This is a genomic window from Stenotrophomonas rhizophila (assembly GCF_000661955.1).
In the GTDB taxonomy this organism is placed as follows: domain Bacteria; phylum Pseudomonadota; class Gammaproteobacteria; order Xanthomonadales; family Xanthomonadaceae; genus Stenotrophomonas; species Stenotrophomonas rhizophila.
Map to the genome: position 1 here is coordinate 4,394,868 of NZ_CP007597.1, position 23,056 is coordinate 4,417,923.

Sequence of the window (23,056 nt, forward strand, 5' to 3'; positions counted from 1 at the left end):
GACATTCATTCTGCCCATAGCATTCTTCTGGAGTGACAACTTGCATGACCCTCTCCATGCCTGATTGGCAACAGTGGTTCGCCTGGAAAGTCTCGGAGGCCGATTTTGATCGACGGCGCGAGCCGTACCTACGCTATGCCACGTATCCGCAATTGTTTGACGAGCACCTTGGCGGCGTTGCCATGGTCACAACGGATCTTCCGAAGCACATGCTGAAGGCGCGTGCCGGGGGACGTATGACATCCACTCGACGAAGGCTCTGGAGCGCCTTGGATTGGATGAGTCTGCAGTATTCAGCAGGCGCTTCTGTGCAGCAGTGGGCTGAAGTGTGGCCTCACGCGCTGAAGTGGGCTGAAGAGTACAGCAAGCTCCATGCCGCGTATCACGCTTCAGCGGAGAACTCCTCCGGCGATATCACCCCGCACGTGTCACTGGTGTCCGAGGAATACTGGATCGTTGCTCTACGTCTGGTGTGCTTCGGTCTGTTGACCGGCCATGCCGCGCGGATGCCGCAGGTCATGAAGGTCTTGGACTACGCCAATGCCGATCTGGAAACTTACGACGGTCTACTGGAGCGGTTGGTTGCTCCGTACGTCAGTGGGCGCCCGACGCCACCTGACACTGCTACACGCCACCTTCCGTATTGCAAGCTGTTCAAGGTGTTCGCCGCACAACCTGAGCAGCGACCTGCCCTGATGGCGACGTATCTGGACGAGTGGTACCACGCCAGTCGTCGCGAGCCGTACGTAAACCAGCACGGCGAGGGCGATGTAGACTTCTACGGGTATTGGTCCTGGGAAGCCGCCGCCACTACGGTGGCGCTGGGCATCGACGACAGCAGCTACCGAAACATGGCCTTTTACCCCAAGGATCTGGCCGACTTTGCCCGGGCACTTGCTGCCGATGTCACCGCACAGGCGGAAGCCGCCCCCGAACGCGTACCCGCCGACGAAGCTGTCCCCAGGAGTGGGTGGTGGTACACCCCGGCGAAGATCGACTCACGCCGCTACTTCAAACAGGGTGAGGTGTTCCCGCAGATCGTGAATTCGGATTACGGCGACACGTTCTGGATATGGGATCGGGATCAGACGCCGCGGTCGTTGATCTGAGATCGGGCGCTTCCCGCCAACCAGCACTTCGCGTTCGTGAATGGCCTTGCCTGATCCATTGAGGAAGAGCGTGTGGAGGATCGGCGTGGTTCGGGTGCAGGATGCCAACGGCCCTGAAAGATGCGAGATCTGTCAGGCAGCGGACGAGTACCGCTCAAGTGTCTCAACAAGGTCAACTTCAAATCCCGCAGCGGTGCCAAAGATGCCATTGGCCACCAGCACCCGTTCGTCATCGAGACCGTCGAAGGCGTAGTAGACCTCTGCGGGGAGCCGGGCGGTGCTTGCTACCCGCATGGCAGTGAGGGATGTTTCGTGCGCTGAAAGCCCACCCGACCGGAACTGCACCAGCAGCTCCCGTAAAAGCCAGCGTCCAGCGGTTTGCCAATCCGCGTCACCCGTAGCGAGCTGCAGCGCGTCCATGGCCGCATTGCGGTCACGCGCCGTGGCAATCTCGATGATCTCGATGGTCGGCGCGTCCCGCGCGTCGATCCTGGCGTATGCCCATTCCTTGCTGGCATCCACGTGCAGGATGTCCAGCGCCAGGCCCGTCCAGAAGAAGGCGCAGGCAGTGGCGTCATCGGCGGTGTCCAGGCACGTCGGATACGTCGCGTCCATGACGAGCTACGCGTGCTGCAGAATGTTGACCAACCGCCCGAACGGGTCGCGTACGTAGAACCGTCGCACACCCCAAGGTTCGCGGGTCGGCCCGTAGACCAGTGGAATGCCCGCTGCCTTCACCCTGCGCAGCGCTTCCTCCAGATCATCGACCTCCACGGACAGGTCGGGCACGTCGGTGTCCGAGCCGCCCTCCTGCGCAACGCTGACCTGCACGGTCATGTGGCTCGGGCTGGCATAGGTACGGATCCAGCCATGGTCCATCGCCAGCTCCAGACCGAGGATGTCCCGGTAGAACCGATCGGCGAGCGTGGGGTCTTCGGTGCGGATGTTGGCGATGATGCGTTTGACCTGCATGGACGTTCCCTTCCATTTTTTTGTCGGCCGGACATGCGCGATTGCAGGGGCCGCTTGCGCGAATGTAGCGCCAATGGCCCCTCAGTCCAGCAGACCCACCAGCGAATGATGCACGGCCACGCCCGCCAGCGCGCCCTCGCCGACCGACAGCGCGATGTTGCCCGCCATGCGGGCTGCGTCGCCGCAGGCGAACACACCTTCCACGGTGGTCTGCTTGGCCGAATCGGCGGTGATGCAGCCGGCGTCCTGCAACTCACACCCCAACTGCTGGGCCAAGTCGCAGGACAGGCGCGACACCGGGGCGACGAACAGCGCATCGGTGACGACGCGGCGCCCATCGGTAAGCACGACGGTGGCCTCCCCATCCACGCGCAGCACAGGCGTCGTTTCGATGACCACGCCACACGCGTCCAGCCGCGCCTTCTGTGCCGGATCGATGCGCGTGGCATCGCTGCAGAACAGGGTGACATTGCCCCAGTCGCACAGCAGCAGCGCCTGCCCTGCCCCGCCGTCATCGGAGCAGCCGACGACCCCGATGCGGCCTTCCTGCAGCTCATAGCCGTGGCAATACGGGCAGTGCAGCACGCTCCTGCCCCAGCGCTCGGCGAGACCGTCGATGGCGGGCAGCGTATCGGTGACGCCGTAGGCAAGAATCAGCCGGCGAGCTGAAAAGCGCTGGCCGCCTTCGCAATGGATGTCGAAGTGCTTGCCGCCGCCCAGGACCTCGGCACGTATGGCGCGCCCGGTGAGCCAGGCCAGGGTGGGATAGCGCATCAATTCGCCACGCGACTGCGCGGCGATCTCGGCCGGGGCCATGCCTTCGCGGCCCAGAAAGCCATGGGCGACCACCGCGTTACGGTTGCGCGGGGTGCCGCTGTCGATCACCAGCACGCTGCGCCGGGCCCGCACCAGTTGCAGGGCCGCGGACATGCCGGCATAGCTGCCGCCCACAATGATGACGTCGAAACGGTCGGGGAATGCGCTCATTGAGTCGAGTCACCTTGCCAGGAAGCATCCGCAACGGGATGCGAACGGCGAGCATAGGACCGGTGCGTGAAGCAGGCCTCACGCGCCGGTCCCTACGGCGCCTTCGGCAACGCCGCGCCCTTGGGCCACAGCATCCAGATGAAGCCCTTCTGTTTCATGTCACCGGCCAGCTTGCCAGCGGCGTCACCGGTGCCCCAGAACAGGTCGGCACGCACCTCGCCGGCAATCGCGCCGCCGGTGTCCTGCGCGGCCACCGGGCGCACCACCGCGCTGCCGTCCGGGCGCGTGGTGGACAGCCACAGCAGGCTGCCCAGCGGCACCACGTTGCGGTCCACCGCGACGCTGTAGCCGGCGGTGAGCGGCACGTTCAACGAACCGCGCGGGCCTTCGTCGCCGTCGGGGCCCTTGGTGAAGAACACATAGCTGGGATTGCTGGCCAGCAGCTCGGGCACGCGGGCCGGATGCGCGATGGCCCAGGCACGGATGGCGTCCATGGTGACGTCGTCCTTTTTCAGCTCGCCCTGCTCCACCAGCCAGCGTCCGATCGGGCGGTAGGGGTGGCCATTCTGGTCGGCGTAGGAGATGCGCAGGTGGCGGCCGTCGGCCAGCACGATGCGGCCCGAGCCCTGTATCTGCAGGAACTGCAGGTCCATCGGGTGGGTGAGCCAGGCCAGCACCGGTGCCTTGACGCCCTGCGCGGCAATCGTCGCGGCATCGTCGTAGGGCTTGAGCACGCGGCCGTCGACGCGGCCGCGCAGACGCTTGCCCTTGAGCTCGGGGTAGAGGCTGTCCAGCTGCACGCTGACCATGTCGCTGGGCACGCCGTAGACGGGCACGGTGGCCTGCGCGGTGCGGGTCAGGCTGCCGGGGTAGATGGGTTCGTAGTAGCCGGTGATCAGGCCATCAGCGCGGTTGCCGGCGGCGCGTAACGCGTAAACGTCCAGTCGCTCCTGCAGGAACTGGCGGATAGCGGCCGGCGTGGTGTCGACCGTCGCTGCCGCCGTGCAGGTGGATGCCCAGGTGGCGTCGGTCTTCAGGCGTGGGCAACTGCTGCGCCACGCGGCGAAGCCGGCCTGCAGGTCAGCATCGGAGACGGCGGGCAACGCGGTCCAGGCGGCCTTGACGTAGGTGTTGCCGGGCGCGCTGGGGCGCTGCGGGGACACGGCGCAGCTGGTCAGCAGCGCCAGGCCCATGAGCAGTGCCGCCGGAAGTCGGCATGCGGCGGTGAGGCGTGTGATCGTCATGGGCGAGGGTCCTGAAATGGTAGAGCCGACCGCTGGTCGGCTGGCGGTGCTGAAAATCGTAGCGCCGACCGTTGGCCGGCTGACGCAGCTGGAATCGTAGAGCCGACCGTTGGTCGGCTGGCGGTGCGACCACGCGCGGTGTGTGAGGGAGAGCAGCCGACCAACGGTCGGCTCTACCGGTTCACGGGTGCGCGTGAGGGCCCGGCCCATGCGCGGTGCCACAGGACGTCGGCATGCGGCGGTGAGGCGTGGGATCGTCATTGGTCCTGGGATCGCGCGGCCGTTATGGCATCTGGCGCAGCAGCGAATGCAGGATGCGGGCGTCTTCGGCATCCAGTGTGGCGGGCAGGTCGTCGCGGCCGCGGAAGCGACGATGGAATGCGCCGACGGCGGCATCGCGGTCGTCCAGCGGGTAGCCGAAGGTCTGCAGCGCCAGGTACGCATCGAATCCTGCCGGTGCGGCGCCGTCGCTGTTGCGCGGCCACACGCCGAAGCCGGCCTGCGCCAGCTGCTGCCACGGGAAGAAGCGGCTGGGGTCCTGCTTGCGGGTGGGCGCGAGGTCGGCATGACCGATGACCTGCGTGCGCGGAATGCGCAGGCGCGTGCACAGGTCGTCCAGCAGGCGGATCACGGCGTCGATCTGCGCGGGCGCGAACGGGGTGTCGCCGTCGTTGTCGATCTCGATGCCGATCGAGGCCGAGTTGAGGTCGGTGATGGTGCCCCAGCGGCCCGGGCCGGCGTGCCAGGCGCGGCGGTCGTCGCCCACCAGTTGGTAGATGTGGCCGTCGGCACCGACCAGATAGTGCGCGCTGACTTTGCCCCCGCTGTTGGCGCTGCGCAGGGTGTCCAGGCTTTCCTGGACCGAGTGCTGGTCGGTGTGGTGCAGCACGATGATGACCGGGCTGCGCGCGTTGTAGTTGGGCGATGGCACCCAGCTGGCGAGTGGGCTGCGAATGCCGGTGCTGGCGCACGCAGCGAGCAGCAGGCAGGCGAACAGCGGCAGTACGGTGCGGATGGGGCGCATCCGATCATTGTGCGGGATTCTGTGCGTGGGTGCTGGCGGGGCCTTTGACCAAGAAAAAGCCGGCGACCCGAAGGCCGCCGGCGAAGGTACTGCGTCTCTCTCGTTTCTTGTTTGGTGCGTTGCCGGGCAGAGCCCGGCGCTACGTTGGCTGGTTGCCGGGCAGAGCCCGGCGCTACGTTGGCTGGTTGCCGGGCAGAGCCCGGCATTACGTTGCGGGCGATCAGGCCTCGTAGGCGGATTCGCCGTGCGAGGTGACGTCCAGGCCGGTGCGCTCGGCTTCTTCGGTGACGCGCAGGCCGAACACCATGCGGACCACCAGCAGGATCACCGCGGTGACCACGGCGCACCAGACGATGGTGAAGCCGACGCTGACCAGCTGCACCCAGACCTGGTGGCCGATGTCGAGGTCGGCCTTGGTGCCGCCCAGCGACTGGGCGCTGAACACGCCGGTGAGCAACGCGCCGACGATGCCGCCGATGCCGTGCACGCCGAACACGTCGGCGGTGTCATCCACGCGCAGCAGGCGCTTGAGACCGGTCACGCCCCACACGCAGACCACGCCGGCCACCAGGCCGATCACGATCGCGCCCAGCGGACCCACGGTGCCGCAGGCCGGGGTGATGCCGACCAGGCCGGCCACCGCGCCGGACGCCGCGCCCAGGGCCGACGGCTTGCCCTTGCTGACCGCTTCCACCAGCGTCCAGCCCAGCACCGCCGCGGCAGTGGCCAGGATGGTGTTGAGGAAGGCCAGCGACGCCACGGTGTCGGCGGCGGCCGCCGAGCCGGCGTTGAAGCCGAACCAGCCCACCCACAGCAGCATCGCGCCGATGTAGGTAAACGGTACGTTGTGCGGCTTCAGCGCGGTCTGGCCGTAGCCGATGCGCTTGCCGACGAAGTACGCGCCGACCAGGCCGGCCACGCCCGCATTGATGTGAACCACGGTGCCACCGGCGAAGTCGATCGCGCCCATCGCCCCCAGGTAACCGCCGCCCCACACGATGTGGGCCATCGGGATGTAGCTCAGGGTGAACCACAGCGCCGAGAACAGCAGCACTGCCTTGAACTTGATGCGCTCGGCGAAGGCACCGACGATCAGCGCGGTGGTGATGCCGGCAAACGTCGACTGGAAGGCAACGAACAGATAGTCGGGCAGGCCCTTGATCGGGGTGTTGCCGACCGAGTCGGGGCTGAAGCCCTTGAGGAAGGCGAACTCGGTGAAGGAGCCGAAGAAGGCGTTGCCTTCACTGAACACCGCGCTGTAGCCGTAGGCCACCCACAGGATCAGGATCAGCGAGAACACCACCAGGATCTGGCTGAGGATGGACAGCACGTTCTTGGAACGCACCAGGCCGCCATAGAACAGGGCCAGGCCGGGTACCACCATCAGCAGTACCAGCAGGGTGGAGGTGAGCATCCAGGCCACGTCGCCGTGATCGAAGCTGGGCGCGGCAGCGACGGCAGCCTCGGCGGCCGGTGCGGCCGGCGCGGCGGCAACGGGCAGCGGCTCGACCGCGACCGTCTCCGACGGTGCCGGGGTGACCTGCGCCTGGGCCTGCGCGGTGCTGGAGAACGCGCCAACGGCCAGTGCGCTGATCAGCATCAACAGGCACACGGCATGGAACCGGGCTTGCCACCCGGTGAACAAAGAGGTCTTCATTGTGGGCTCCGAGTGGGGTTAGAGCGCGTCAGCGCCGATTTCGCCGGTGCGGATGCGAACGACCTGTTCGACCGCGGTCACGAAGATCTTGCCGTCACCGATCTTGCCGGTGCCAGCCGCGTTCTGGATCGCTTCGACCACCGCGTCCAGGCGGTCGTCGGTGACCACCGTTTCGATCTTGATCTTCGGCAGGAAATCCACGACGTACTCCGCGCCGCGATACAACTCGGTGTGGCCCTTCTGGCGCCCGAAGCCTTTCACTTCGGTCACGGTGATGCCCGACACGCCCGCATCGGAGAGGGCCTCGCGGACCTCGTCGAGCTTGAACGGCCGGATGATGGCGGAGATCAGTTTCATGCGCATGTCCCGATGGTGGATGGAACCGGCGGTGTGTTGCTGGCCGGTGTCAGGTCAGCGGGCGGCCACTTGCACATGGCCGCCCCCTGGTGCGCCGAACGATGCATGGGCCTCGCCACTGCCGGGGCCCTTGCGGGCAACGGTAGCGGTGACGCGGGAGGGAGGAGGGGCCCATGGCACGCGTCCGGTCTCTCTTGCCCCTGGTGGTGCAGCGGACCAACGGTCCGCTCTACCTTTTGCAGCGGACCAACGGTCCGCTCTACCGGGTATAACGAACCAACGGTCCGCTCTACCGCATATAACGGACCGGCGGTCCGTTTTACGACGTGCCTTGCCGGCTCCCCAGCCGGAAAAGCAGTGACGATGACGAAGGTGGGAGGGAGGGCCTTCGTCATCGTCACCGGTTGCTCAGTTGGCGTAGTACATCTGGTACTCGAGCGGGTGCGTGGCGGCGCGGAAGCGGGTCACTTCCTGCATCTTCAGCGCGATGTAGCCGTCGATGAAGTCGTCGCTCATCACGCCGCCGGCCTTCAGGAACTCGCGGTCCTTGTCCAGCGCTTCCAGGGCCTGGTCCAGCGAGGAGCAGACCTGCGGGATCAGCTTCTCTTCTTCCGGCGGCAGGTCGTACAGGTCCTTGTCGCTCGGTGCGCCCGGGTCGATCTGGTTCCGGATGCCGTCCAGGCCGGCCATCATCAGCACGGTGAAGGTCAGGTAGCCGGACTGGATCGGATCGGGGAAGCGCATTTCTATGCGGCGCGCCTTCGGGTTGGACACCCACGGAATGCGGCACGATGCCGAGCGGTTGCGGGCCGAGTAGGCCAGCATCACCGGGGCTTCGAAGCCCGGAACCAGGCGCTTGTAGCTGTTGGTGCCGGAGTTGGCGAAGGCGTTGATGGCCTTGGCGTGCTTGAAGATGCCGCCGATGTACCACAGCGCCATCTGGCTCAGGCCGCCGTAGCCGTCGCCGGAGAACAGGTTGGTGCCGCCCTTGGACAGCGACTGGTGCACGTGCATGCCGCTGCCGTTGTCACCGACGATCGGCTTGGGCATGAAGGTGGCGGTCTTGCCGTTGCGGTGGGCGACGTTCTTGATGACGTGCTTCATGCGCAGCAGTTCGTCGGCCTTCTGCACCAGGGTGCTGAACTTCGTGCCGATCTCGCACTGGCCCGCGGTGGCCACTTCGTGGTGCTGCACTTCCACTTCGATGCCGACCTGTTCCAGGGTCTTGCACATTTCAGCGCGCAGGTCGTGCAGCGAGTCGGTCGGCGGCACGGGGAAGTAACCGCCCTTCACCGCCGGACGGTAGCCGCTGTTGGCGCCGTCGTACTTGTCACCGGTGCTCCACGCGGCTTCTTCGGAATCGATCTTGAAGAAGGTGTGGCCCATGTCGTTGGCGAAGCGGACCGAGTCGAAGATGAAGAACTCCGGCTCCGGGCCGAAGAAGGCCTGCTCGGCGATGCCGGAGGACTTCAGGTAGGCCTCGGCGCGCTTGGCGATGCCGCGCGGGCAGCGGCCGTACGGCTGCATGGTGGCCGGGTCGAGGATGTCGCAGCTGATCACCAGGGTCGGGTCGGCGTAGAACGGGTCGATGTAGGCGCTGGCCGGGTCCGGGAGCAGGACCATGTCCGATTCGTTGATGCCTTTCCAGCCGGCGATCGAGCTGCCATCGAACATCTTGCCTTCTTCAAACAGCGACGGCTCGACGATGCTCACCGGGAAGGTGACGTGCTGTTCGATACCGCGCATGTCGACGAAACGCAGGTCGATGAACTCGATCTGGTTGTCCTTGATCAGCTTCTCAACGTTTTCCACGGACATCGGTGAAACCCTCGGATGGATGATTGCGTAGGTGAGTAGAGCAATCGCCGTGCCAACTTTTTATTCTTCACAAGTTGTTGATTTCATTGGCCGCGCACCCTGCCCGCCGCGGAAGCCGCCGCACCACAACGGTGCAACGGCCGCACCACGCACACATTTGGTGCGGCGTTTGATGTTTTATGCTTTACCGCGATTTCATCCATTCCGAGTCCCAGCACCCGATGTCCGACCTGCTCTCTGCCCTGTTGTTGGGCATCCTCGAAGGCCTTACCGAATTCCTCCCGATCTCCAGCACCGGCCACCTGCTGATTGCCCAGCACTGGCTGGGCGCGCGCTCGGACTTCTTCAACATCGTGATCCAGGCCGGCGCGATCCTGGCCATCACCCTGGTGTTCCGCCAGCGGCTGTGGACGCTGGCCACCGGCCTGCACGAGCGCGCCAACCGCGACTACGTGATGAAGCTGGGCACCGCCTTCCTGGTCACCGCCGTGGTGGGCCTGCCGGTACGCCTGGCTGGCTGGGAGCTGCCCGAGACGGTCACCCCGGTGGCCTGGGCGCTGATCATCGGCGGTATCTGGATGATCCTGGTGGAAACCTACAGCGCGCGCCTGCCCGACCGCGACGAGGTGACCTGGAAGGTGGCCATTCTGGTCGGCCTGGCGCAGGTGGTGGCCGGGGTGTTCCCGGGCACCTCGCGTTCGGCGGCCGCGATCTTCATCGCGATGCTGTTTGGCCTGAGCCGGCGCGCGGCGGCCACCGAGTTCGTGTTCCTGGTGGGCATTCCCACCATGTTCGCCGCCAGTGCCTACGCGTTCCTGGAAATGGCCAAGGACGGCAAGCTCGGCAACGAGAACTGGACCGACGTGGGTGTGGCCTTCCTTGCCGCCGCCGTCACCGGCTTCGTCGTAGTGAAGTGGCTGCTGGGCTATATCAAGTCCCACAAGTTCACCGCGTTTGCGTTCTATCGCATCGCACTCGGCGCGGCACTGCTGCTGTGGTTGCCTGCTGGCAACTGAACACCGCCGGTACCTGCCTGACCCCGTTTCGTACGCTGCACCGTTTTTCCCCGGGTTCCCAAGGAGATGTCCATGAACCGCACCCGCACCCTGATGCTGATCCTGCCGCTGGCCCTGATGGCCGCCTGCAGCAACCCGTCCACCACCGCACCGGCCGGCACCGGCAGCGATGACCTCGCCCCCGCGCCGACGGCGGCCGCCACTACCCAGGCCGCCGCCAAGCTGGACGTGCAGCGCCTGCAGGGCAACCACTGGCTGCTGGACAGCGCCACCGATGCCAGCGGCAAGCGCGTGGACGCCCTGTTTGCCCGTGCCGACAAGCCGGTGACGCTGGACTTCAACGACGGCCGCCTGTCGGTCAGCAACACCTGCAACCGCATGGGCGGCGGCTATACGCTGGCCGACGGCACCCTCACCGTGTCGCCGATGGCCTCGACCATGATGGCCTGCACCGACAAGGCGCTGATGGCGCTGGACCAGGCCGTGGGCTCGCGACTGGAAGGCGCACTCAAGGCTGAACTGGCCGGCCAGGGCCAGCTGACCCTGCGCACCGCCGCCGGCGACGTGCTGGTCTTCACCCCCGAGCCGACTGCCGAAACCCGCTACGGCGGCGAAGGCGAGACGGTGTTCCTGGAAGTGGCCGCGAAGACCAAGCCGTGCTCGCACCCGATGATCCCGGACATGCAGTGCCTGCAGACCCGCGAAGTGGCCTTCGACGACAAGGGCCTCAAGCAGGGCACCCCGGGCGCGTTCGAGAACTTCTACGGCACCATCGAGGGTTACACCCACGAAGACGGCGTGCGCAACGTGGTGCGTGTGAAGCGCTACAAGATCGCCAACCCGCCGGCCGACGCCTCGTCGCTGGCGTACGTGCTGGACATGGTGGTCGAGTCGGAAACGGTCAAGAATTGAAACGCGGAAGGGCGGCCAGAGGCCGCCCTTCTTCTTTCTACAGGTAGTGCCGGCCGCTGGCCGGCTCCTCATGAACCTTCGGAAGGGCCCGTGGGGTGCTGGCCGCTGGCCGGCTCCTCATGAACCTTCGCAAGGGCCCATGGGGAGCCGGCCAGCGGCCGGCACTACTGGATCGGGGCGGCGGCGTTGATCAACCCAGCGCCGGATTCAACGTATACGTGCCGTGCAACGCGGCCTCGGCCAGCACATGGCCGTGCATCGCCCGGTGCACATCGGCGGCGGTGAACGGCGTCGGCAGGTCCAGCTGCGCCACGTCCAGCGCGAACAGCCGGAAGAAATACCGGTGCACGCGTTCGTCGTTGAACGGCGGGTACGGGCCGTCGTAACCCAGGTACTGGCCGGCCATGTCCGGGTTGCCGGCAAACCAGCCGGTGAAGTCATTCAGGCCCTGACGCGACCCGGCCGGTCCGGCCGGCGCGGTCTTGCCCTTGACCGTGAAGCCTTCGCTGCAGCTGCCGGCCGCGATCTCGCGCAACGTGGCCGGAATGTCGGCCATGGCCCAGTGCACGAAGTCGGCGCGCGGCTGGTCGCGGGGCACGGTGCAGTCCTGCCGGCCGACCGTGTCCGATACGGTCGGCACATCGGGGTCGACGCACAGCAGTGCGAACGAACGGGTGCCCTCGGGCACCTCGCTCCAGGCCAGCGGTGGGTTGCGGTTGGGGGCGAAGCCAGCGGCGTCACCGGCGGCAAATTCCGCCGCGATCGGCTGGCCATTCTGAAGGCGGGTGCTGCTCAGGCGCATGCGGAACTCCTCATTCTTCCGGGTAACCAAGGCGCACCGCGACCGGCGTCAGCAGCGCAAACGGCGCGGCCATCACCTCGCGATACTGGCGCCAGTGGCCGGCAGGCAGGCGCGCCGGACCCAGCGTGGGCGCCGGCGGGAAGCGCATGCCGAACAGACGGCCAAGGTGCTCGGCCATCACGGCCGGGTCGTTGCCGATGCCATCGATGTTGACCAGCGCATGCGGGTACAGGTCCTGCTCGTGCAGGGTGGCCACCTGGGCCAACGAACGCGCCAGCCACTCGGCGGCTTCGTCGATGCCGTTGACCGCGAACGGCGCCGGTGCGCCATGCGCCAGCCAGTGCAGCAGCATGTCGCGCGGGTCGCGCAGTACCACCAGCAGGCGGCCTTCGGGCAGCTGCGGGCGCAGCGCCCACAACAGCGCGTTGTCCCACCACAGCAGCCAGTCGATCACATTGGCGTCGGCCAGCCCGCGCGAGGGCAGCTGTTCGCGCCACTGGGCCACCAGCTGCTCGGGGCTGAGCGTGCCGGTCGAGAGGTTCTGCAGGGTGTGGTAGCTCTGGAAGGCATCGTCGGGCGGGTTCTGGCCGAAACGGTCGCCACGCAGCACGTTGCTGGCCGCGGCGATGGCCGCGACCACGCGCTCCACGCCCGACCCCGGTGCACCCCAGACCAGCATCGGGCGGGCCACGGCGTCCTCGGCAATGGTGCCCATCTCCGGCCAGCTCAGCGGCGCCTTGGCCTGCGGCGGCAGCGGCAGGCGCTGGCCGGCTTCTGCGGCGTGCGCGCCAACCCAACTGCGCAGCGCGTCGGCATGCTGCCCGGCCTGGTCCTGGACGGCGCCCAGCCACGTACGCAGGGTGGACTTGGCCGCGTCCGGTGCGCTGTCATGGATAGCCTGCACATGGGCGACCGCCGCCTGCGGGTCGCGTGCCAGCAGGCCGTCCACGATGCGGGTCTCGCCGCTGGCGCGGCCCGGCTCAAGCGCCACGATGCGGCGTGCGATCGCCTCGGCCGCCTCGCCTTCGCCGGCCATGTCGTGCAGGCGCATGCGGGTTTCCAGCGCCGGCAGGTGCTCGGGCATGGCCTGCAGCCAGCGCTCGCCCACGGCAACCGCTTCGGCCGCACCCACCACTTCGATGGACAGCCGCGCCAGCCACAGGTCGTGCAGCTGCGTGTGGGTGTCCAGCAGCGCGTCCAGGGTGTCGCGGGCCTGCTGTTCGCGGCCCAGGCGCTGCCAGGCCATCAGCAGCAGCTGCAGCGTGTGGCGATCGGCGGGCGTCTGTTCCAGCACCGGCAACAGGTGCTCCAGCGCCTGCAGCGGCTGGCCGGACTGCAGTTCCAGCTCACCGGCCAGGCGGCGCGTGGCCGGGGTGTCGCCGTCGGGCTCGGCCAGCACCTGGCGCAGCGTAGCCGCGGCCGATTCGCTGTTGCCCTGGCGCAGCGCCAGCTGCACCAGCAGCGCGCGCAGCGAGGTCACGGCCGGATTGAGCTCGATCACGCGCCGGAACGCCTGCTCGGCGAAGGCCAGCATGTCCTTGCTCATGTAGGCAAACCCGAGCGCGTACAGCACCCGCGCGTCATCCGGCAGCGCACGTGCGGCGGCCGACAGCAAGGCCAGCGCGCGGTCGCCCTCGCCCCGGCGCAGCGCGATCATGCCGTTCAACGCCGCAAGTTCGGGGCTGTCCTCGTCCAGACGGGCGGCGGTGCGGGTGATGCGCTCGGCTTCGTCCACGTCGTTGCGGAGCAGCGCCATGTGCGCCTGCATCAGGTAGGCCGAAAGCTCGTTGGGATTGAGCGACGCGGTGCGGTCCAGCGCCGACCCGGCCGCGTCGAACTGGCGCAGGGCCAACAGCAGGCCAGCGTGCTGCAGGTGCAGGTCGGCGTTGTCCGGCGCCAGCGCCAGGGCCTGCTGCAGGCTCTCCAGGGCGGCGTCGTACTGGCCCTGCTGCTGCAGCGACAGCGCCAGCCAGCGGTGCGCCTGCGGCTGCTCCGGCTCGTCGGCGGTCCACTGGCGCGCAAGCTGCACGGCATCGTCGGCCGCATTGCGGCGCAGGGCTTGGAGGATCTTGTCTTGCATGACGGTCCAGCGTGGGTCAAACCCCGATTGTAGAGCACGCCCGCCGGGCCAAGCTCGCTCAGCGCACGGCTTCGGCGCGCAGCCGCTGGGAGACCCAGCGTTCGGAGAAACCGTCGCCGCGCCAGTTCTCCAGGAAGCCGCAATGGCCGCCCCACGGGGCGATTTCCAGGTGGGCGTGGGCCGGCAGGCGCCAGCCGTCGAAGGTGGCGAACGGGATCACCGGGTCATCCTGGGCCATCAGGATGTCGGCCGGCACGGCCAGCCCGGCCAGCCGGTCGCCGGCAATCGAGTACCCGTCGAAATACGCCTGCAGCGAGCCGAAATCGGTGTGATGCTCGACCAGCCAGGCGGTCAGGGCGCGGATGTCCAGCTTGAGCACCCGGTCGTCCCAGTCGCTCAGCTCGGGGAACAGGTCGCGCTTGCGGCGCAGCGAGCCGGCCCATTTGCGCCGGAAATACCAGTCGTACATCGCCGGGCCGTTCTCGATGCTCTCCATGGTGATGGCCGGGTCCAGCACCGGGCACACCGACGCCACCCGGCGCAGCGGCACCCCCGCCGACGGCGCGCGCAGCGCCAGGCGCAGCACGAAGTTGCCGCCCAGCGAATACCCGGCCGCGACCAGCGGCAACTGCGGCCAGCGCTGGGCGATGTCGCCGGCGGCCTGGACCACTTCGTCGATGCGGTTGGAGTGGAAGATGCCCGGGTTGAGGTGGTGGGTGTTGCCGTGGTCGCGGAAATTCAGCCGCACCACATCGAACCCTTCCTCCAGCATGCGTGCGGCGGTCATGCGCATGTAGCTGGACTCGGCACTGCCTTCCCAGCCATGCAGCAGCAGCGCCATGCCGATCGGCTCGCGGCCTTCCACGTGGCTGTGCCAGCCCTGCAGGCGCACACCTTGCCCGCCGTCCAGGATCAGCTCTTCGGTCATCGCCCCGGTGGCGGCAAGCAGCATCAGGCCGCGCTGCATGCGCATGCGGCTGGAGCTGAGCATCGACTGCAGGTGCGGATTGCGCAGCCAACGCGGCGGGCGGTAGTCGGCAGCGGTCAACATGGGCGGCAGCCTGCTCCCGGTTGCGACGCTGGCGCGTGAAGAGCCGACATGCGCTACTCGGCGTTCATCGCCGCCAGGATGCGCGTCCGCGAAGTTTCAGCGATGCGGCGACGGCCTTCCAGGTCGTGCGTACCAATGGGCGCGAGGAAATGCACCTCGGCGCGGCGGGCCGGCTCACCGAGCAGGCGCAGGAAATTGGCGAAGAAACTCTCGCCCGGGCCGAACGCCACGATGGTCTGGGCGTCGCCGCGCCAGCCATAGCGCAGCGCCACCGGCTGCACCGGGACCTGGGCTTCCACCGCGGCCTGGAAGATGCGGGCGTGGAACGGGCCCACTTCATGGCCGCCGCGGGTGCGCCCCTCGGGGAACACGCCCACGGCCTTGCCCTCGCGCAGGCGTACCACCATTTCCTGCATCACCCCGCCCAGCGACTCGGTGCTGCCGCGCTGGTGGAAGATGGTCTGGCCGCGGGCGGCCAACCAGCCCACCACCGGCCAGCTGGCGATCTCGCGCTTGGCCACGAACCCCATCATGCGCTGGCTGTGCAGCATGTTGATGTCGACCCAGCTGACGTGATTGGCCACGAACAGCACCGCACCCGGCAGCGGCGTACCGATCCGGTGCAGGCGGAAGCCGAAGATCCACATCAGGCCGCTGGACCATGCATTGACCGCGACGTGCTCGAACGGACGGTTGCCCACGCGCATGACGCCCCACGGGGGCAGCATGGCGATCAGCAGCATCGGCAGGAACAGCAACAGGTGGACCAGCAGCAGCGGTACGCGGTACAGGTAGCGGCACACACGCGCCACGCCGCCACGTGAGGCCGGGGTGGGGGAATTCATCCGCGCACGATACCCGAGCGCCGCAGGGTCTGCCAGCCGCAGGCGGCCAAATCGATAACGCGGGAGGGCCAGCGACCGCAAGGGGTCAAGCCGCTGCCCGGTTGCGGCACAGCGCCCACGCCGACAGTGCGCCGGCGCACTGTGGCGACCGACGCAACACAGCATCCATGCAGTGCAGCGATCAGACCGGGGCGACCGCCGGAACCACAGCCAACGTCAGCCGTGAGGTGCACACCAGGCGGCCACCCTCGTCTTCGATGCGGATGTCCCACACATGGGTACTGCGGCCGACGTGCACCGCACGCGCGGTGCCGGTGACCACGCCGCCGCGCATGGCGCGGATGTGGTTGGCGTTGATCTCCAGGCCCACGCACACGTGCTGGGTGGTGTCCACGCACAGATTGCCGGCGCTGCTGCCGAGCGTTTCGGCCAGCACCACCGAGGCGCCGCCGTGCAGGATGCCGTACGGCTGGCGGGTGCGCGCATCCACCGGCATGGTGGCGCTGATCCAGTCCTCACCGGCGGCGGTGAAGACGATGCCCAGGTGGTCGATGAGGGTGTTGCGGCTGAGTGCGTTGAGTGCCTCGATCGACACCGCCTCGCGGAATACCTGGGACATGCAGCAGCTCCGTGGAACCAAGGGTTTACAGGATGGGCACCAGGCCGGCGCCGAAGGCGGTCAGCATGCGTACCAGCAGCCATTTCGGGCCGACGTTGACCTCGGGGAAGTCGCCGACGGCCACGTAGCACTTATGGAAATCCTCGTGCTGCCGGCGCAGCGGCGCCGGGCAGTCGGGGCCGGGCTTGAATTCGTAATCGGTGGCGTAGCGCCACGGCCAGAAATCCAGCACGGGCAGTGCTTCGGATGCCTTGCCGACGCTGTAGTTCAAGCCGGACAACACCGGCGGCTTGGTGCGCGGCGCCACCACCCACGAGTTCTGCGGGTGGATGTCGCGCAGGATGCTCTGCGCCAGCGCTTCGGCAAACACCGGGTCGTCGATGATCACCGCGCCTTCGGTGTTGTAGTTCTCGCTGCGCGGATCGAAGTTGTGCGTGCCGATCACGCCGATGCGGCGGTCCACCACCATCGACTTGGCATGCAGGCCCATGCGCGCACCGGTGCGGGTGACCGGCAGCGGCTTGTTGACCGCCTTGGTGCCCAGGAACGACGGCCGGGTTTCGGCGCGCAGCACGCGGCGTTCGACCACGCTGCCGTCGGTGCGGCGGCGCGCGGCCGGGCCGGGGGTTGTCTGGCGCGGGGTGGCGCTGGCCGTGGCGTCGGCGTCGGGCTCACTGCGTCGGCGTTCGCCGCTGCCGGCACTGCCGCGGGCGTTGCTCCCCGCCGCGCTGCCGCCGATCAGGCTGCTGCGCTTGCCGTCCGACGGCGGCGCCTCGCCCAGCGGGGCCGGCAGCAGGTTGCGGTAATCCACCGGGGCATCCAGCGGGAACGGCTTGTATTCGTAGATGTTGAAGCCCAGCTCGCGCAGGTTGCGCCGCTTGTACTTGTAGGACAGCGCATAGACGATCGGGTTGTCGGTGGCCGCCAGGCTGTTGGACGACACCACGATGCGCGGCGGCTGGGGGCGCTTGCGCAGGTCGGAGAACAGCTTGCGGGCGGGCTTGGACAGCACCAGGTAGGGCGTCTGCAGCAGCACTTCGGTCTGCGCGCTGGAAATCAACGCGTCCAGCTGCGGCTCGGTGACGTGCTGGCCGTTGGCCGGTTGGCTGGCCCGTTCGCGGCGGTGCTTGCGCGGCAGGTCGGCCACGTAGCGCACCGATGCCACCGGCAGCGCGGTGTCGACAAACGCCCGGGTGACATACGCCGGGTCGTCGGCTTCGGCGCTGACCCGCGCGATCCGCTGCGGGTGGCGGAACTCGGCCGGCGGCATCGGCGGCGCACCGTTCTTGAGCAGCAGGCCGCCGACATCGTTGAGGCGTTCGGCCGGCACGCTGCGCGGCGCGCGCCAGAAGGCGTCGAAGTTGGCCGCCATCTCGCGCACTTCCGGGCCCGCCACCAGGACGTCGCGGTCGCGGAAGTTGTATTCGCTGTCCCAGTCGTAATAGTCGTCCTGGTAGTTGCGGCCGCCCACCACGCCCAGCGCATCGTCGATCACCAGCAGCTTGTTGTGCATGCGCTGGTTGAAGCGGCGGAAGCAGCACAGCACGCTGCCGGCGTAGTCGAAGTAGTTCAACCGCGCCTTGCCGAAGGTGGGGTTGTACACCCGCAGCTCGAAGTTCTGGTGGCTGCTGGCCAGCGCCCCGAGGATTTCCAGGTCCGAGATCGCCGAGAGCTGGTCGATCAGCACCCGCACCTTGACCCCGCGCCGGGCCGCGCCCAGCAGTTCGTCCAGCACCAGCCGGGCGCTGTCGTCCTTGTCGAAGATGTAGGTCTGCAGGTCGATGCTGCGGGTGGCGCTGCGGATCAGGTTCAGCCGCGCCACCAGCGACACCTCGCCCTCATCGATGATGGTGGCGTAGTGCTGCGGGGCGGCCTCGGTGGAGGCGGCAAACGCCTTGCCGCCCAGGCCACGCAGCGGCGAATCGAGCGCGCAGCGGTCCGGCTGGCTGCACTCGACCACGGTTGAACGGGCCTGCACGGCAATGCCGGCCGCACGCTCACGCTCGGCGTTGGACAGCGAGGCACAGCCACTGACCAGCAACAGCAGTGCCAGCAGCACGATCTTCAACAATGGGTTCACGGTTTCGGCGCCTCGCTCAGACGCGCTCGCAATACGAAGGTCACTCGATCACTCAAGGCTAGCTGCCAGCTGTCCATTCCATACCGGCCTCGCTGCACATTGCCGCGGCTGACCACGTCGCAATCATACCCGGCCCGGGGGCACTCCGCCGGTTCGACCCGCAGGGTCTCCGGGTGGCTTACCCCGCGCAGGATCAGCCTGCCCTCCACCCCGCCGCCCTTGTCCACGACCTCGGGCCAGTAGGGCACCGAGTCGAACTCGACCACCGGATAGCGCGCCGAATCGAAGAACTCTTCGCCGCGCATCCAGCCGGTGTAGCGGGTCTTGCCGGGGATTTCCACGTAGCGGGTGAACATCCGCAGGTGCACCTGGTGACGCCCGTCGGACAGCACCTCGATACGCCCCTCGAAACGCGGGAACACCCCTTCGATGCGCTGCCCCAGCCGGGTGCGGATCTCGAAACCGAAGCGCGAGCGCGCGGTATCGAACTCCAGCACCTGGCGCGGGGCAGGCGCCGGTGGTTCAGCGCAGGCCGCTTCGGCTGCCAGTGCCAGCAGGCAGCCCAACAACACGCGCACTACCGCCATGGGCTACGGCCACCAGAACGCGGTCAGGGTGGCCACGCCGGGCTCGATGCTGGCCTTGCCGTCCACCGACAGCACCGCGATGCCGCCCGGCGGCATGCCGCGGTAATCGCTGCTGGTGCCTTCACTGAGCAGCGCCACCAGCTGTTCCAGGCCGGGGTTGTGCCCGACCACCAGCAGCCGGTCGACATCGCCACGGGCCTCGATCAGGCCCATCAAGGTGCCCGGGGTGGCGTCGTATACGGCATCTTCCAGGCGCTTTTCGACAAAACCGGTGATGCCCAGCACGGCCTCCAGGGTTTCACGGGTGCGCCGCGCCGGCGAGCACAGCACGCAATCGGGCAGCAGGTTGTTCTCCTTCAGCCAGCGGCCGGCCGCTTCCGCTTCGGCCAGGCCGATCGGTGACAGCGGACGGTCAAGGTCAGCCTGGCCGGTACTGGCGGCTTCGGCGTGGGCATGGCGCAGCAGGATCAGTTCTCGCATAAAGGCTCTCTTCCGGATCAGGCTTTCTTCAGCCACTTCAACAGTGGCTCCCAGTCACTCTGGTGCTCGCGCACCTGCGCGGAGCGGTAATCGAACAGGCTGCGTCCCAGCCCGACCATCACCACGTAACTCTGGCTGTCGCGCAGCTGCGCGACCACGTCATACGGCCACTCGGCCAGCATCTGGATGGCCTGCTGGGAGGTCTGGGTCCACGGCTTGGTGCGGTTGAGCACCAGCCCCACCGGCAGCGCACGGCGGTGCACGCGCGGCACCTTGGACAGGCTGTTGAGGAAGCCGACGATGGCTTCGATGTCCAGCGCCGAGGGCAGCACCGGCACCACCACGGCATCGGCAACGTCAAGGAAGTGGCCCAGATCGTCGGCCAATGCCCCGGCCGGTGCGTCGATGATCACTTCGTCGGTACCGTCGGGGATGAGTTTCTCCCAGGCCTTCTTGCGGTAGACGTCCACCGGCAGCACGGCGCTTTCCAGCACCGCGCGGCGCTGCGCCCAGCGGGTGCTGGAGCCCTGCGGGTCGGCGTCGGCCAGCACGGTCCGTTTGCCGTCCAATGCGGCATGCGCCGCCAGGTGGGTGGCGACGGTGGTCTTGCCCACCCCACCCTTGGAACCGGCTACCAGGATCGTCTTCATGCCAGCCTCGCTTCCGGGGAACGTCGTCGCAGCGTACACCGCCGTCCGTGACGGAGATAGTCGCACTGCTGAACCCCTGCACCGGCCGGCGCTTTGCTATCGTGCGCGATCCAATGGACTGCAAGCCGGCATGAGCGAGTTACAGGACCTGAGCGCGCTGATCCGCGCCAACACCCCGCTGATCATCATCGAGACCCAGGACGAGGGTCGCATCGTGGAGCTGTTCCGGCAGACCCTGATGCATGTCTGGCGGGCCCTGCACCGCTGGTCCATCACCGAGGGCCTGCGCCGCATCGACATGGACCGCGAGGACGACGCGGTTGGGCCGCCCGATGCCAGTTCGGCCCTGCAGATGATCCGCCAGGCCGAGCAGCGCGGCATCTACCTGCTGCTCGATTTCCATCCCTACCTGGGCTATGCCAGCCACCAGCGCGCGCTGCGCGACCTGATCCAGCGCCGCCACTGCGAAGCCCACGTGCTGGTGCTGATCGGTGCCAAGGTCGAGCTGCCGGCCGAACTGGAAGCCCTGGCCACCCGCTTCAACCCGCGCCTGCCCGACCTCAACGCGCTGCTGAAGATGCTGCGCGAAGAGGCCGAAGCCTATGCCCGCGAGAACGGCGGGCGGCGGGTCGAAGTGGACAACGAGGCGGTCAAGAAGATCCTGCACAACCTGCGCGGCCTGAGCATGGTGGACGCGCGACGCATCGGCCGGCAGTTGATCTTCGCCGACGGCGCGCTCAGCCAGGACGACCTGCCGCAACTGGCCCGGCTCAAGTTCGAGCTGCTCAACCGGGCCGGCCACCTGCACTTCGAATACGACACCACCCGCTTTGCCGACGTGGCCGGGGCCAACCGGCTCAAGCGCTGGGTGAACCAGCGCCGCCCGGTGTTCCTGGGGGGCCAGGGCCCCGCCGGGCTGGACCCGCCCAAGGGCATGCTGCTGCTGGGGGTCCAGGGCTGTGGCAAGTCGATGCTGGCCAAGGCCACCGCCGCCGGCTTCGGGGTGCCCCTGCTGCGGCTGGATTTCGGCAGCCTGTATGACAAGTACCACGGCGAGACCGAGAAGAACCTGCGCGACGCCCTGGCCTCGGCCGAGCAGCTGGCGCCGTGCGTGCTGTGGATCGACGAGATCGAGAAGGGCCTGGCCAGCGGTGGCGAGGACGGCGGGGTGTCACGGCGCGTGCTGGGCTACCTGCTGACCTGGCTGGCCGAGCGCAAGGGCGCGGTGTTCATCGTGGCCACTGCCAACCAGGTGCACGAGCTGCCGGCCGAGCTGCTGCGCAAGGGCCGCTTCGACGAGATCTTCTTCGTCGACCTGCCCGACGCCAACACCCGGGTGGAGCTGCTGCGCCTGCACCTGGGCCGGCGCCAGCTCAATGCCGACGATTTCGCGCTGCCGGCCCTGGCCGCCGCCGCCGACGGCTTCTCCGGTGCCGAGATCGAACAGGCCGTGGTGGCCGGGCTGTACGCCGCCCATGCCGAGGAACGCGCGCTGGATACCGACCTGCTGATGGCCGAGATCCGCAGCAGCCGGCCGCTGTCGGTATTGATGGCCGAGCAGGTCACCGCACTGCGCGAATGGGCGCGCGGCCGCACGGTAAGCGCCGACGGGTAAACGTTCGGCGCCTCGCCGACGTTCGCCGACACGCCGACGTAGAGCCGACCGTTGGTCGGCTGACGCGCACGGGCGGTGTCGGTGGCCCTGGTAGAGCAGCCGACCAACGGTCGGCTCTACCGGTTCTTCGGCTCTACCGGTTTTTATGCGGGTTGTTGCAGCACGGCTACCCACGCAGGCAGCGTCACCAGCGACAACAGAATGCCGTACCCCACCATCGCCGCGGCCAGCCGCGGTGCCAGCCGGTGCGAGATCGCCAGGGCGGCGGCGGTGATCATGGTCGGCATCGCCGATTCCAGCACGTTCACCTGTAGCATCGTGCCCTGCAGGCCCAGCAGCCACGAGATCGGCACCGCCAGGGCGGGCATCACCAGCAGCTTCAGCGCCAGCCCGATCCCCAGCGGGGTGAGTTCCTGGCGTGACAGCCGCAGCCGGATCGACAAGCCTACCGCCAGCATCACCATCGGCAGCATCGCATCGGCCAGTTGCTTCAGGCCGTTACCTATCCAGGAAGGCGGCTGTTCGGGCATCAGCAGCAGTGCGAACAGCAGCGCCCACAGCGGCGGGAACCGCGCGATGCGGGCCAGCACCTGGGCCGCCGTGGGCGGGGTGTCGCCGCTGTAACGGGCAATCACGTACAGGCCGAAGGTGGACAGCAGCAGGAACGTGCCGAACTGGTCGTAGACCACCGCGTAGGGCAGTGCGGCGTCGCCCAGCAGGGCGCGCACCATCGGGTAGCCGATGAAGCTGGAGTTGGCCAGGGTCACGCAGATCAGCAGCACCGCGTGCACGTCGCGGGCAAAGCCGCACACGCGCGTGGCCAGCGACACCAGCGCCCAACTGGCCAGCATCAGCAGCCAGGGCGTGGCCATCAGCCCGATCAGGCTGGCATCCAGGTGCAGCCGCGGCACGTAGGTGAGCACCGCCGCAGGCAGGCACACATACAGCACCACGCGGTTGAGCACCTCGGCGCTGGTCTCGGGCAGCGCGCGCAGGCGCGCAAACAGCATGCCCAGGCCAAGCATGGTCAGGATCAGGGCGAACGCATCGAAAGCCATCGCAACAGCCTAGCCGATGCGCAGGCCGCCGCCGCTCCGACCTTGGTCGAAGCGAGGTGCCACAGGTCCGGTCCGGGCGGCCGCCACAGGCAG

At 67.8% G+C, this 23,056-nt stretch carries 22 protein-coding genes; 4 read left to right on the forward strand and 18 right to left on the reverse strand.

The genetic code is table 11. The features are described from left to right. Window positions 1-44 precede the first annotated feature (44 nt). Window positions 45-1,109, forward strand: coding sequence for a PoNe immunity protein domain-containing protein (locus DX03_RS19270; protein WP_219335240.1), 1,065 nt, complete (start codon window positions 45-47; stop codon window positions 1,107-1,109). Window positions 1,110-1,241: 132 nt separating this feature from the next. Here the strand turns inward: DX03_RS19270 and DX03_RS20495 are convergent, their stop codons facing one another. The 8 genes from DX03_RS20495 to glnA all read right to left on the reverse strand — a co-directional run bounded on the left by DX03_RS20495 (window position 1,242) and on the right by glnA (window position 9,168). Beyond that, window positions 1,242-1,724, reverse strand: coding sequence for a hypothetical protein (locus DX03_RS20495; RefSeq protein WP_051598940.1), 483 nt, complete (start codon window positions 1,722-1,724; stop codon window positions 1,242-1,244). Between the two features lie 6 nt (window positions 1,725-1,730). Continuing rightward, on the reverse strand, window positions 1,731-2,081 hold the full coding sequence (locus tag DX03_RS19280) for a VOC family protein (RefSeq protein ID WP_038691318.1): 351 nt from the start codon (window positions 2,079-2,081) through the stop codon (window positions 1,731-1,733). A gap of 81 nt (window positions 2,082-2,162) precedes the next feature. Next, entirely contained in the window at window positions 2,163-3,068 is a 906-nt protein-coding gene (locus DX03_RS19285) for an NAD(P)/FAD-dependent oxidoreductase (RefSeq protein WP_038691319.1), read from the reverse strand. A 92-nt stretch (window positions 3,069-3,160) separates the two neighbouring features. After that, a complete protein-coding gene (gene mltA, locus DX03_RS19290; protein WP_038691321.1) occupies window positions 3,161-4,312 on the reverse strand; it encodes a murein transglycosylase A in 1,152 nt (383 codons plus the stop codon). 283 nt (window positions 4,313-4,595) lie between these two features. Further along, the gene (locus DX03_RS19295) at window positions 4,596-5,336 is read right to left on the reverse strand and encodes an N-acetylmuramoyl-L-alanine amidase (RefSeq protein ID WP_038691323.1); all 741 of its coding nucleotides are present in this window, start codon (window positions 5,334-5,336) and stop codon (window positions 4,596-4,598) included. Between the two features lie 220 nt (window positions 5,337-5,556). After that, window positions 5,557-6,993, reverse strand: coding sequence for an ammonium transporter (locus DX03_RS19300; RefSeq protein ID WP_038691325.1), 1,437 nt, complete (start codon window positions 6,991-6,993; stop codon window positions 5,557-5,559). 18 nt (window positions 6,994-7,011) lie between these two features. Continuing rightward, the gene (locus DX03_RS19305; protein WP_026070924.1) at window positions 7,012-7,350 is read right to left on the reverse strand and encodes a P-II family nitrogen regulator; all 339 of its coding nucleotides are present in this window, start codon (window positions 7,348-7,350) and stop codon (window positions 7,012-7,014) included. 408 nt (window positions 7,351-7,758) lie between these two features. Continuing rightward, window positions 7,759-9,168, reverse strand: a complete 1,410-nt coding sequence (glnA, locus tag DX03_RS19310) for a type I glutamate--ammonia ligase (protein ID WP_038691327.1) — start codon at window positions 9,166-9,168, stop codon at window positions 7,759-7,761. A 221-nt stretch (window positions 9,169-9,389) separates the two neighbouring features. Between glnA and DX03_RS19315 the strand changes: the two genes are divergently transcribed. Further along, complete coding sequence (locus tag DX03_RS19315) at window positions 9,390-10,184, forward strand: undecaprenyl-diphosphate phosphatase (protein WP_038692685.1); 795 nt, start codon at window positions 9,390-9,392, stop codon at window positions 10,182-10,184. Between the two features lie 72 nt (window positions 10,185-10,256). Next, window positions 10,257-11,096 carry an META and DUF4377 domain-containing protein gene (locus DX03_RS19320; protein ID WP_038692687.1) on the forward strand — a complete coding sequence of 280 codons (840 nt, stop codon included), beginning with the start codon at window positions 10,257-10,259 and terminating at the stop codon, window positions 11,094-11,096. A gap of 190 nt (window positions 11,097-11,286) precedes the next feature. Here DX03_RS19320 and DX03_RS19325 read toward each other — a convergent pair whose 3' ends face one another. From DX03_RS19325 to DX03_RS19365, 9 genes are all read right to left on the reverse strand, one after another. Next, entirely contained in the window at window positions 11,287-11,898 is a 612-nt protein-coding gene (locus DX03_RS19325; RefSeq protein ID WP_038691328.1) for a YbhB/YbcL family Raf kinase inhibitor-like protein, read from the reverse strand. A 10-nt stretch (window positions 11,899-11,908) separates the two neighbouring features. Beyond that, the gene (locus DX03_RS19330) at window positions 11,909-13,978 is read right to left on the reverse strand and encodes a tetratricopeptide repeat protein (protein WP_038691330.1); all 2,070 of its coding nucleotides are present in this window, start codon (window positions 13,976-13,978) and stop codon (window positions 11,909-11,911) included. Between the two features lie 58 nt (window positions 13,979-14,036). Then, entirely contained in the window at window positions 14,037-15,026 is a 990-nt protein-coding gene (locus tag DX03_RS19335) for a YheT family hydrolase (RefSeq protein ID WP_038692689.1), read from the reverse strand. Between the two features lie 56 nt (window positions 15,027-15,082). After that, window positions 15,083-15,874: a lysophospholipid acyltransferase family protein gene (locus DX03_RS19340; protein WP_038691332.1), complete on the reverse strand. Its 792-nt coding sequence runs from the start codon at window positions 15,872-15,874 to the stop codon at window positions 15,083-15,085. A gap of 181 nt (window positions 15,875-16,055) precedes the next feature. After that, window positions 16,056-16,493: a hotdog fold thioesterase gene (locus DX03_RS19345; protein WP_038691334.1), complete on the reverse strand. Its 438-nt coding sequence runs from the start codon at window positions 16,491-16,493 to the stop codon at window positions 16,056-16,058. A gap of 25 nt (window positions 16,494-16,518) precedes the next feature. After that, entirely contained in the window at window positions 16,519-18,573 is a 2,055-nt protein-coding gene (locus tag DX03_RS19350; protein WP_038691336.1) for a phospholipase D family protein, read from the reverse strand. Continuing rightward, window positions 18,570-19,160, reverse strand: coding sequence for a YceI family protein (locus tag DX03_RS19355; protein ID WP_038691338.1), 591 nt, complete (start codon window positions 19,158-19,160; stop codon window positions 18,570-18,572). Before DX03_RS19355 ends, DX03_RS19350 begins: the two co-directional genes overlap by 4 nt. A gap of 3 nt (window positions 19,161-19,163) precedes the next feature. Continuing rightward, window positions 19,164-19,640, reverse strand: a complete 477-nt coding sequence (locus DX03_RS19360) for a SixA phosphatase family protein (RefSeq protein WP_038691340.1) — start codon at window positions 19,638-19,640, stop codon at window positions 19,164-19,166. Window positions 19,641-19,657: 17 nt separating this feature from the next. After that, complete coding sequence (locus DX03_RS19365; protein ID WP_038691342.1) at window positions 19,658-20,290, reverse strand: ParA family protein; 633 nt, start codon at window positions 20,288-20,290, stop codon at window positions 19,658-19,660. Window positions 20,291-20,420: 130 nt separating this feature from the next. Here DX03_RS19365 and DX03_RS19370 point away from each other — a divergent pair, with 130 nt between their 5' ends. Continuing rightward, window positions 20,421-21,905, forward strand: coding sequence for an AAA family ATPase (locus DX03_RS19370; protein WP_038691344.1), 1,485 nt, complete (start codon window positions 20,421-20,423; stop codon window positions 21,903-21,905). A 143-nt stretch (window positions 21,906-22,048) separates the two neighbouring features. On the opposite strand, the gene DX03_RS19375 is transcribed toward DX03_RS19370, so the two are convergent. Beyond that, window positions 22,049-22,963 (reverse strand): AEC family transporter, encoded by a 915-nt coding sequence (locus DX03_RS19375; RefSeq protein WP_038691346.1) that lies wholly within the window; start codon window positions 22,961-22,963, stop codon window positions 22,049-22,051. Window positions 22,964-23,056: the final 93 nt, after the last annotated feature.

What these genes read in the sequence shown, in the direction of transcription:
- DX03_RS19270 (WP_219335240.1), top strand. Translation starts at nt 45, where the DNA reads ATGACCCTCTCCATGCCTGATTGGCAACAGTGGTTCGCCTGGAAAGTC.
- DX03_RS20495 (WP_051598940.1), bottom strand. Translation starts at nt 1,724, where the DNA reads ATGGACGCGACGTATCCGACGTGCCTGGACACCGCCGATGACGCCACT.
- DX03_RS19280 (WP_038691318.1), bottom strand. Translation starts at nt 2,081, where the DNA reads ATGCAGGTCAAACGCATCATCGCCAACATCCGCACCGAAGACCCCACG.
- DX03_RS19285 (WP_038691319.1), bottom strand. Translation starts at nt 3,068, where the DNA reads ATGAGCGCATTCCCCGACCGTTTCGACGTCATCATTGTGGGCGGCAGC.
- mltA (WP_038691321.1), bottom strand. Translation starts at nt 4,312, where the DNA reads ATGACGATCACACGCCTCACCGCCGCATGCCGACTTCCGGCGGCACTG.
- DX03_RS19295 (WP_038691323.1), bottom strand. Translation starts at nt 5,336, where the DNA reads ATGCGCCCCATCCGCACCGTACTGCCGCTGTTCGCCTGCCTGCTGCTC.
- DX03_RS19300 (WP_038691325.1), bottom strand. Translation starts at nt 6,993, where the DNA reads ATGAAGACCTCTTTGTTCACCGGGTGGCAAGCCCGGTTCCATGCCGTG.
- DX03_RS19305 (WP_026070924.1), bottom strand. Translation starts at nt 7,350, where the DNA reads ATGAAACTGATCTCCGCCATCATCCGGCCGTTCAAGCTCGACGAGGTC.
- glnA (WP_038691327.1), bottom strand. Translation starts at nt 9,168, where the DNA reads ATGTCCGTGGAAAACGTTGAGAAGCTGATCAAGGACAACCAGATCGAG.
- DX03_RS19315 (WP_038692685.1), top strand. Translation starts at nt 9,390, where the DNA reads ATGTCCGACCTGCTCTCTGCCCTGTTGTTGGGCATCCTCGAAGGCCTT.
- DX03_RS19320 (WP_038692687.1), top strand. Translation starts at nt 10,257, where the DNA reads ATGAACCGCACCCGCACCCTGATGCTGATCCTGCCGCTGGCCCTGATG.
- DX03_RS19325 (WP_038691328.1), bottom strand. Translation starts at nt 11,898, where the DNA reads ATGCGCCTGAGCAGCACCCGCCTTCAGAATGGCCAGCCGATCGCGGCG.
- DX03_RS19330 (WP_038691330.1), bottom strand. Translation starts at nt 13,978, where the DNA reads ATGCAAGACAAGATCCTCCAAGCCCTGCGCCGCAATGCGGCCGACGAT.
- DX03_RS19340 (WP_038691332.1), bottom strand. Translation starts at nt 15,874, where the DNA reads ATGAATTCCCCCACCCCGGCCTCACGTGGCGGCGTGGCGCGTGTGTGC.
- DX03_RS19345 (WP_038691334.1), bottom strand. Translation starts at nt 16,493, where the DNA reads ATGTCCCAGGTATTCCGCGAGGCGGTGTCGATCGAGGCACTCAACGCA.
- DX03_RS19355 (WP_038691338.1), bottom strand. Translation starts at nt 19,160, where the DNA reads ATGGCGGTAGTGCGCGTGTTGTTGGGCTGCCTGCTGGCACTGGCAGCC.
- DX03_RS19360 (WP_038691340.1), bottom strand. Translation starts at nt 19,640, where the DNA reads ATGCGAGAACTGATCCTGCTGCGCCATGCCCACGCCGAAGCCGCCAGT.
- DX03_RS19365 (WP_038691342.1), bottom strand. Translation starts at nt 20,290, where the DNA reads ATGAAGACGATCCTGGTAGCCGGTTCCAAGGGTGGGGTGGGCAAGACC.
- DX03_RS19370 (WP_038691344.1), top strand. Translation starts at nt 20,421, where the DNA reads ATGAGCGAGTTACAGGACCTGAGCGCGCTGATCCGCGCCAACACCCCG.
- DX03_RS19375 (WP_038691346.1), bottom strand. Translation starts at nt 22,963, where the DNA reads ATGGCTTTCGATGCGTTCGCCCTGATCCTGACCATGCTTGGCCTGGGC.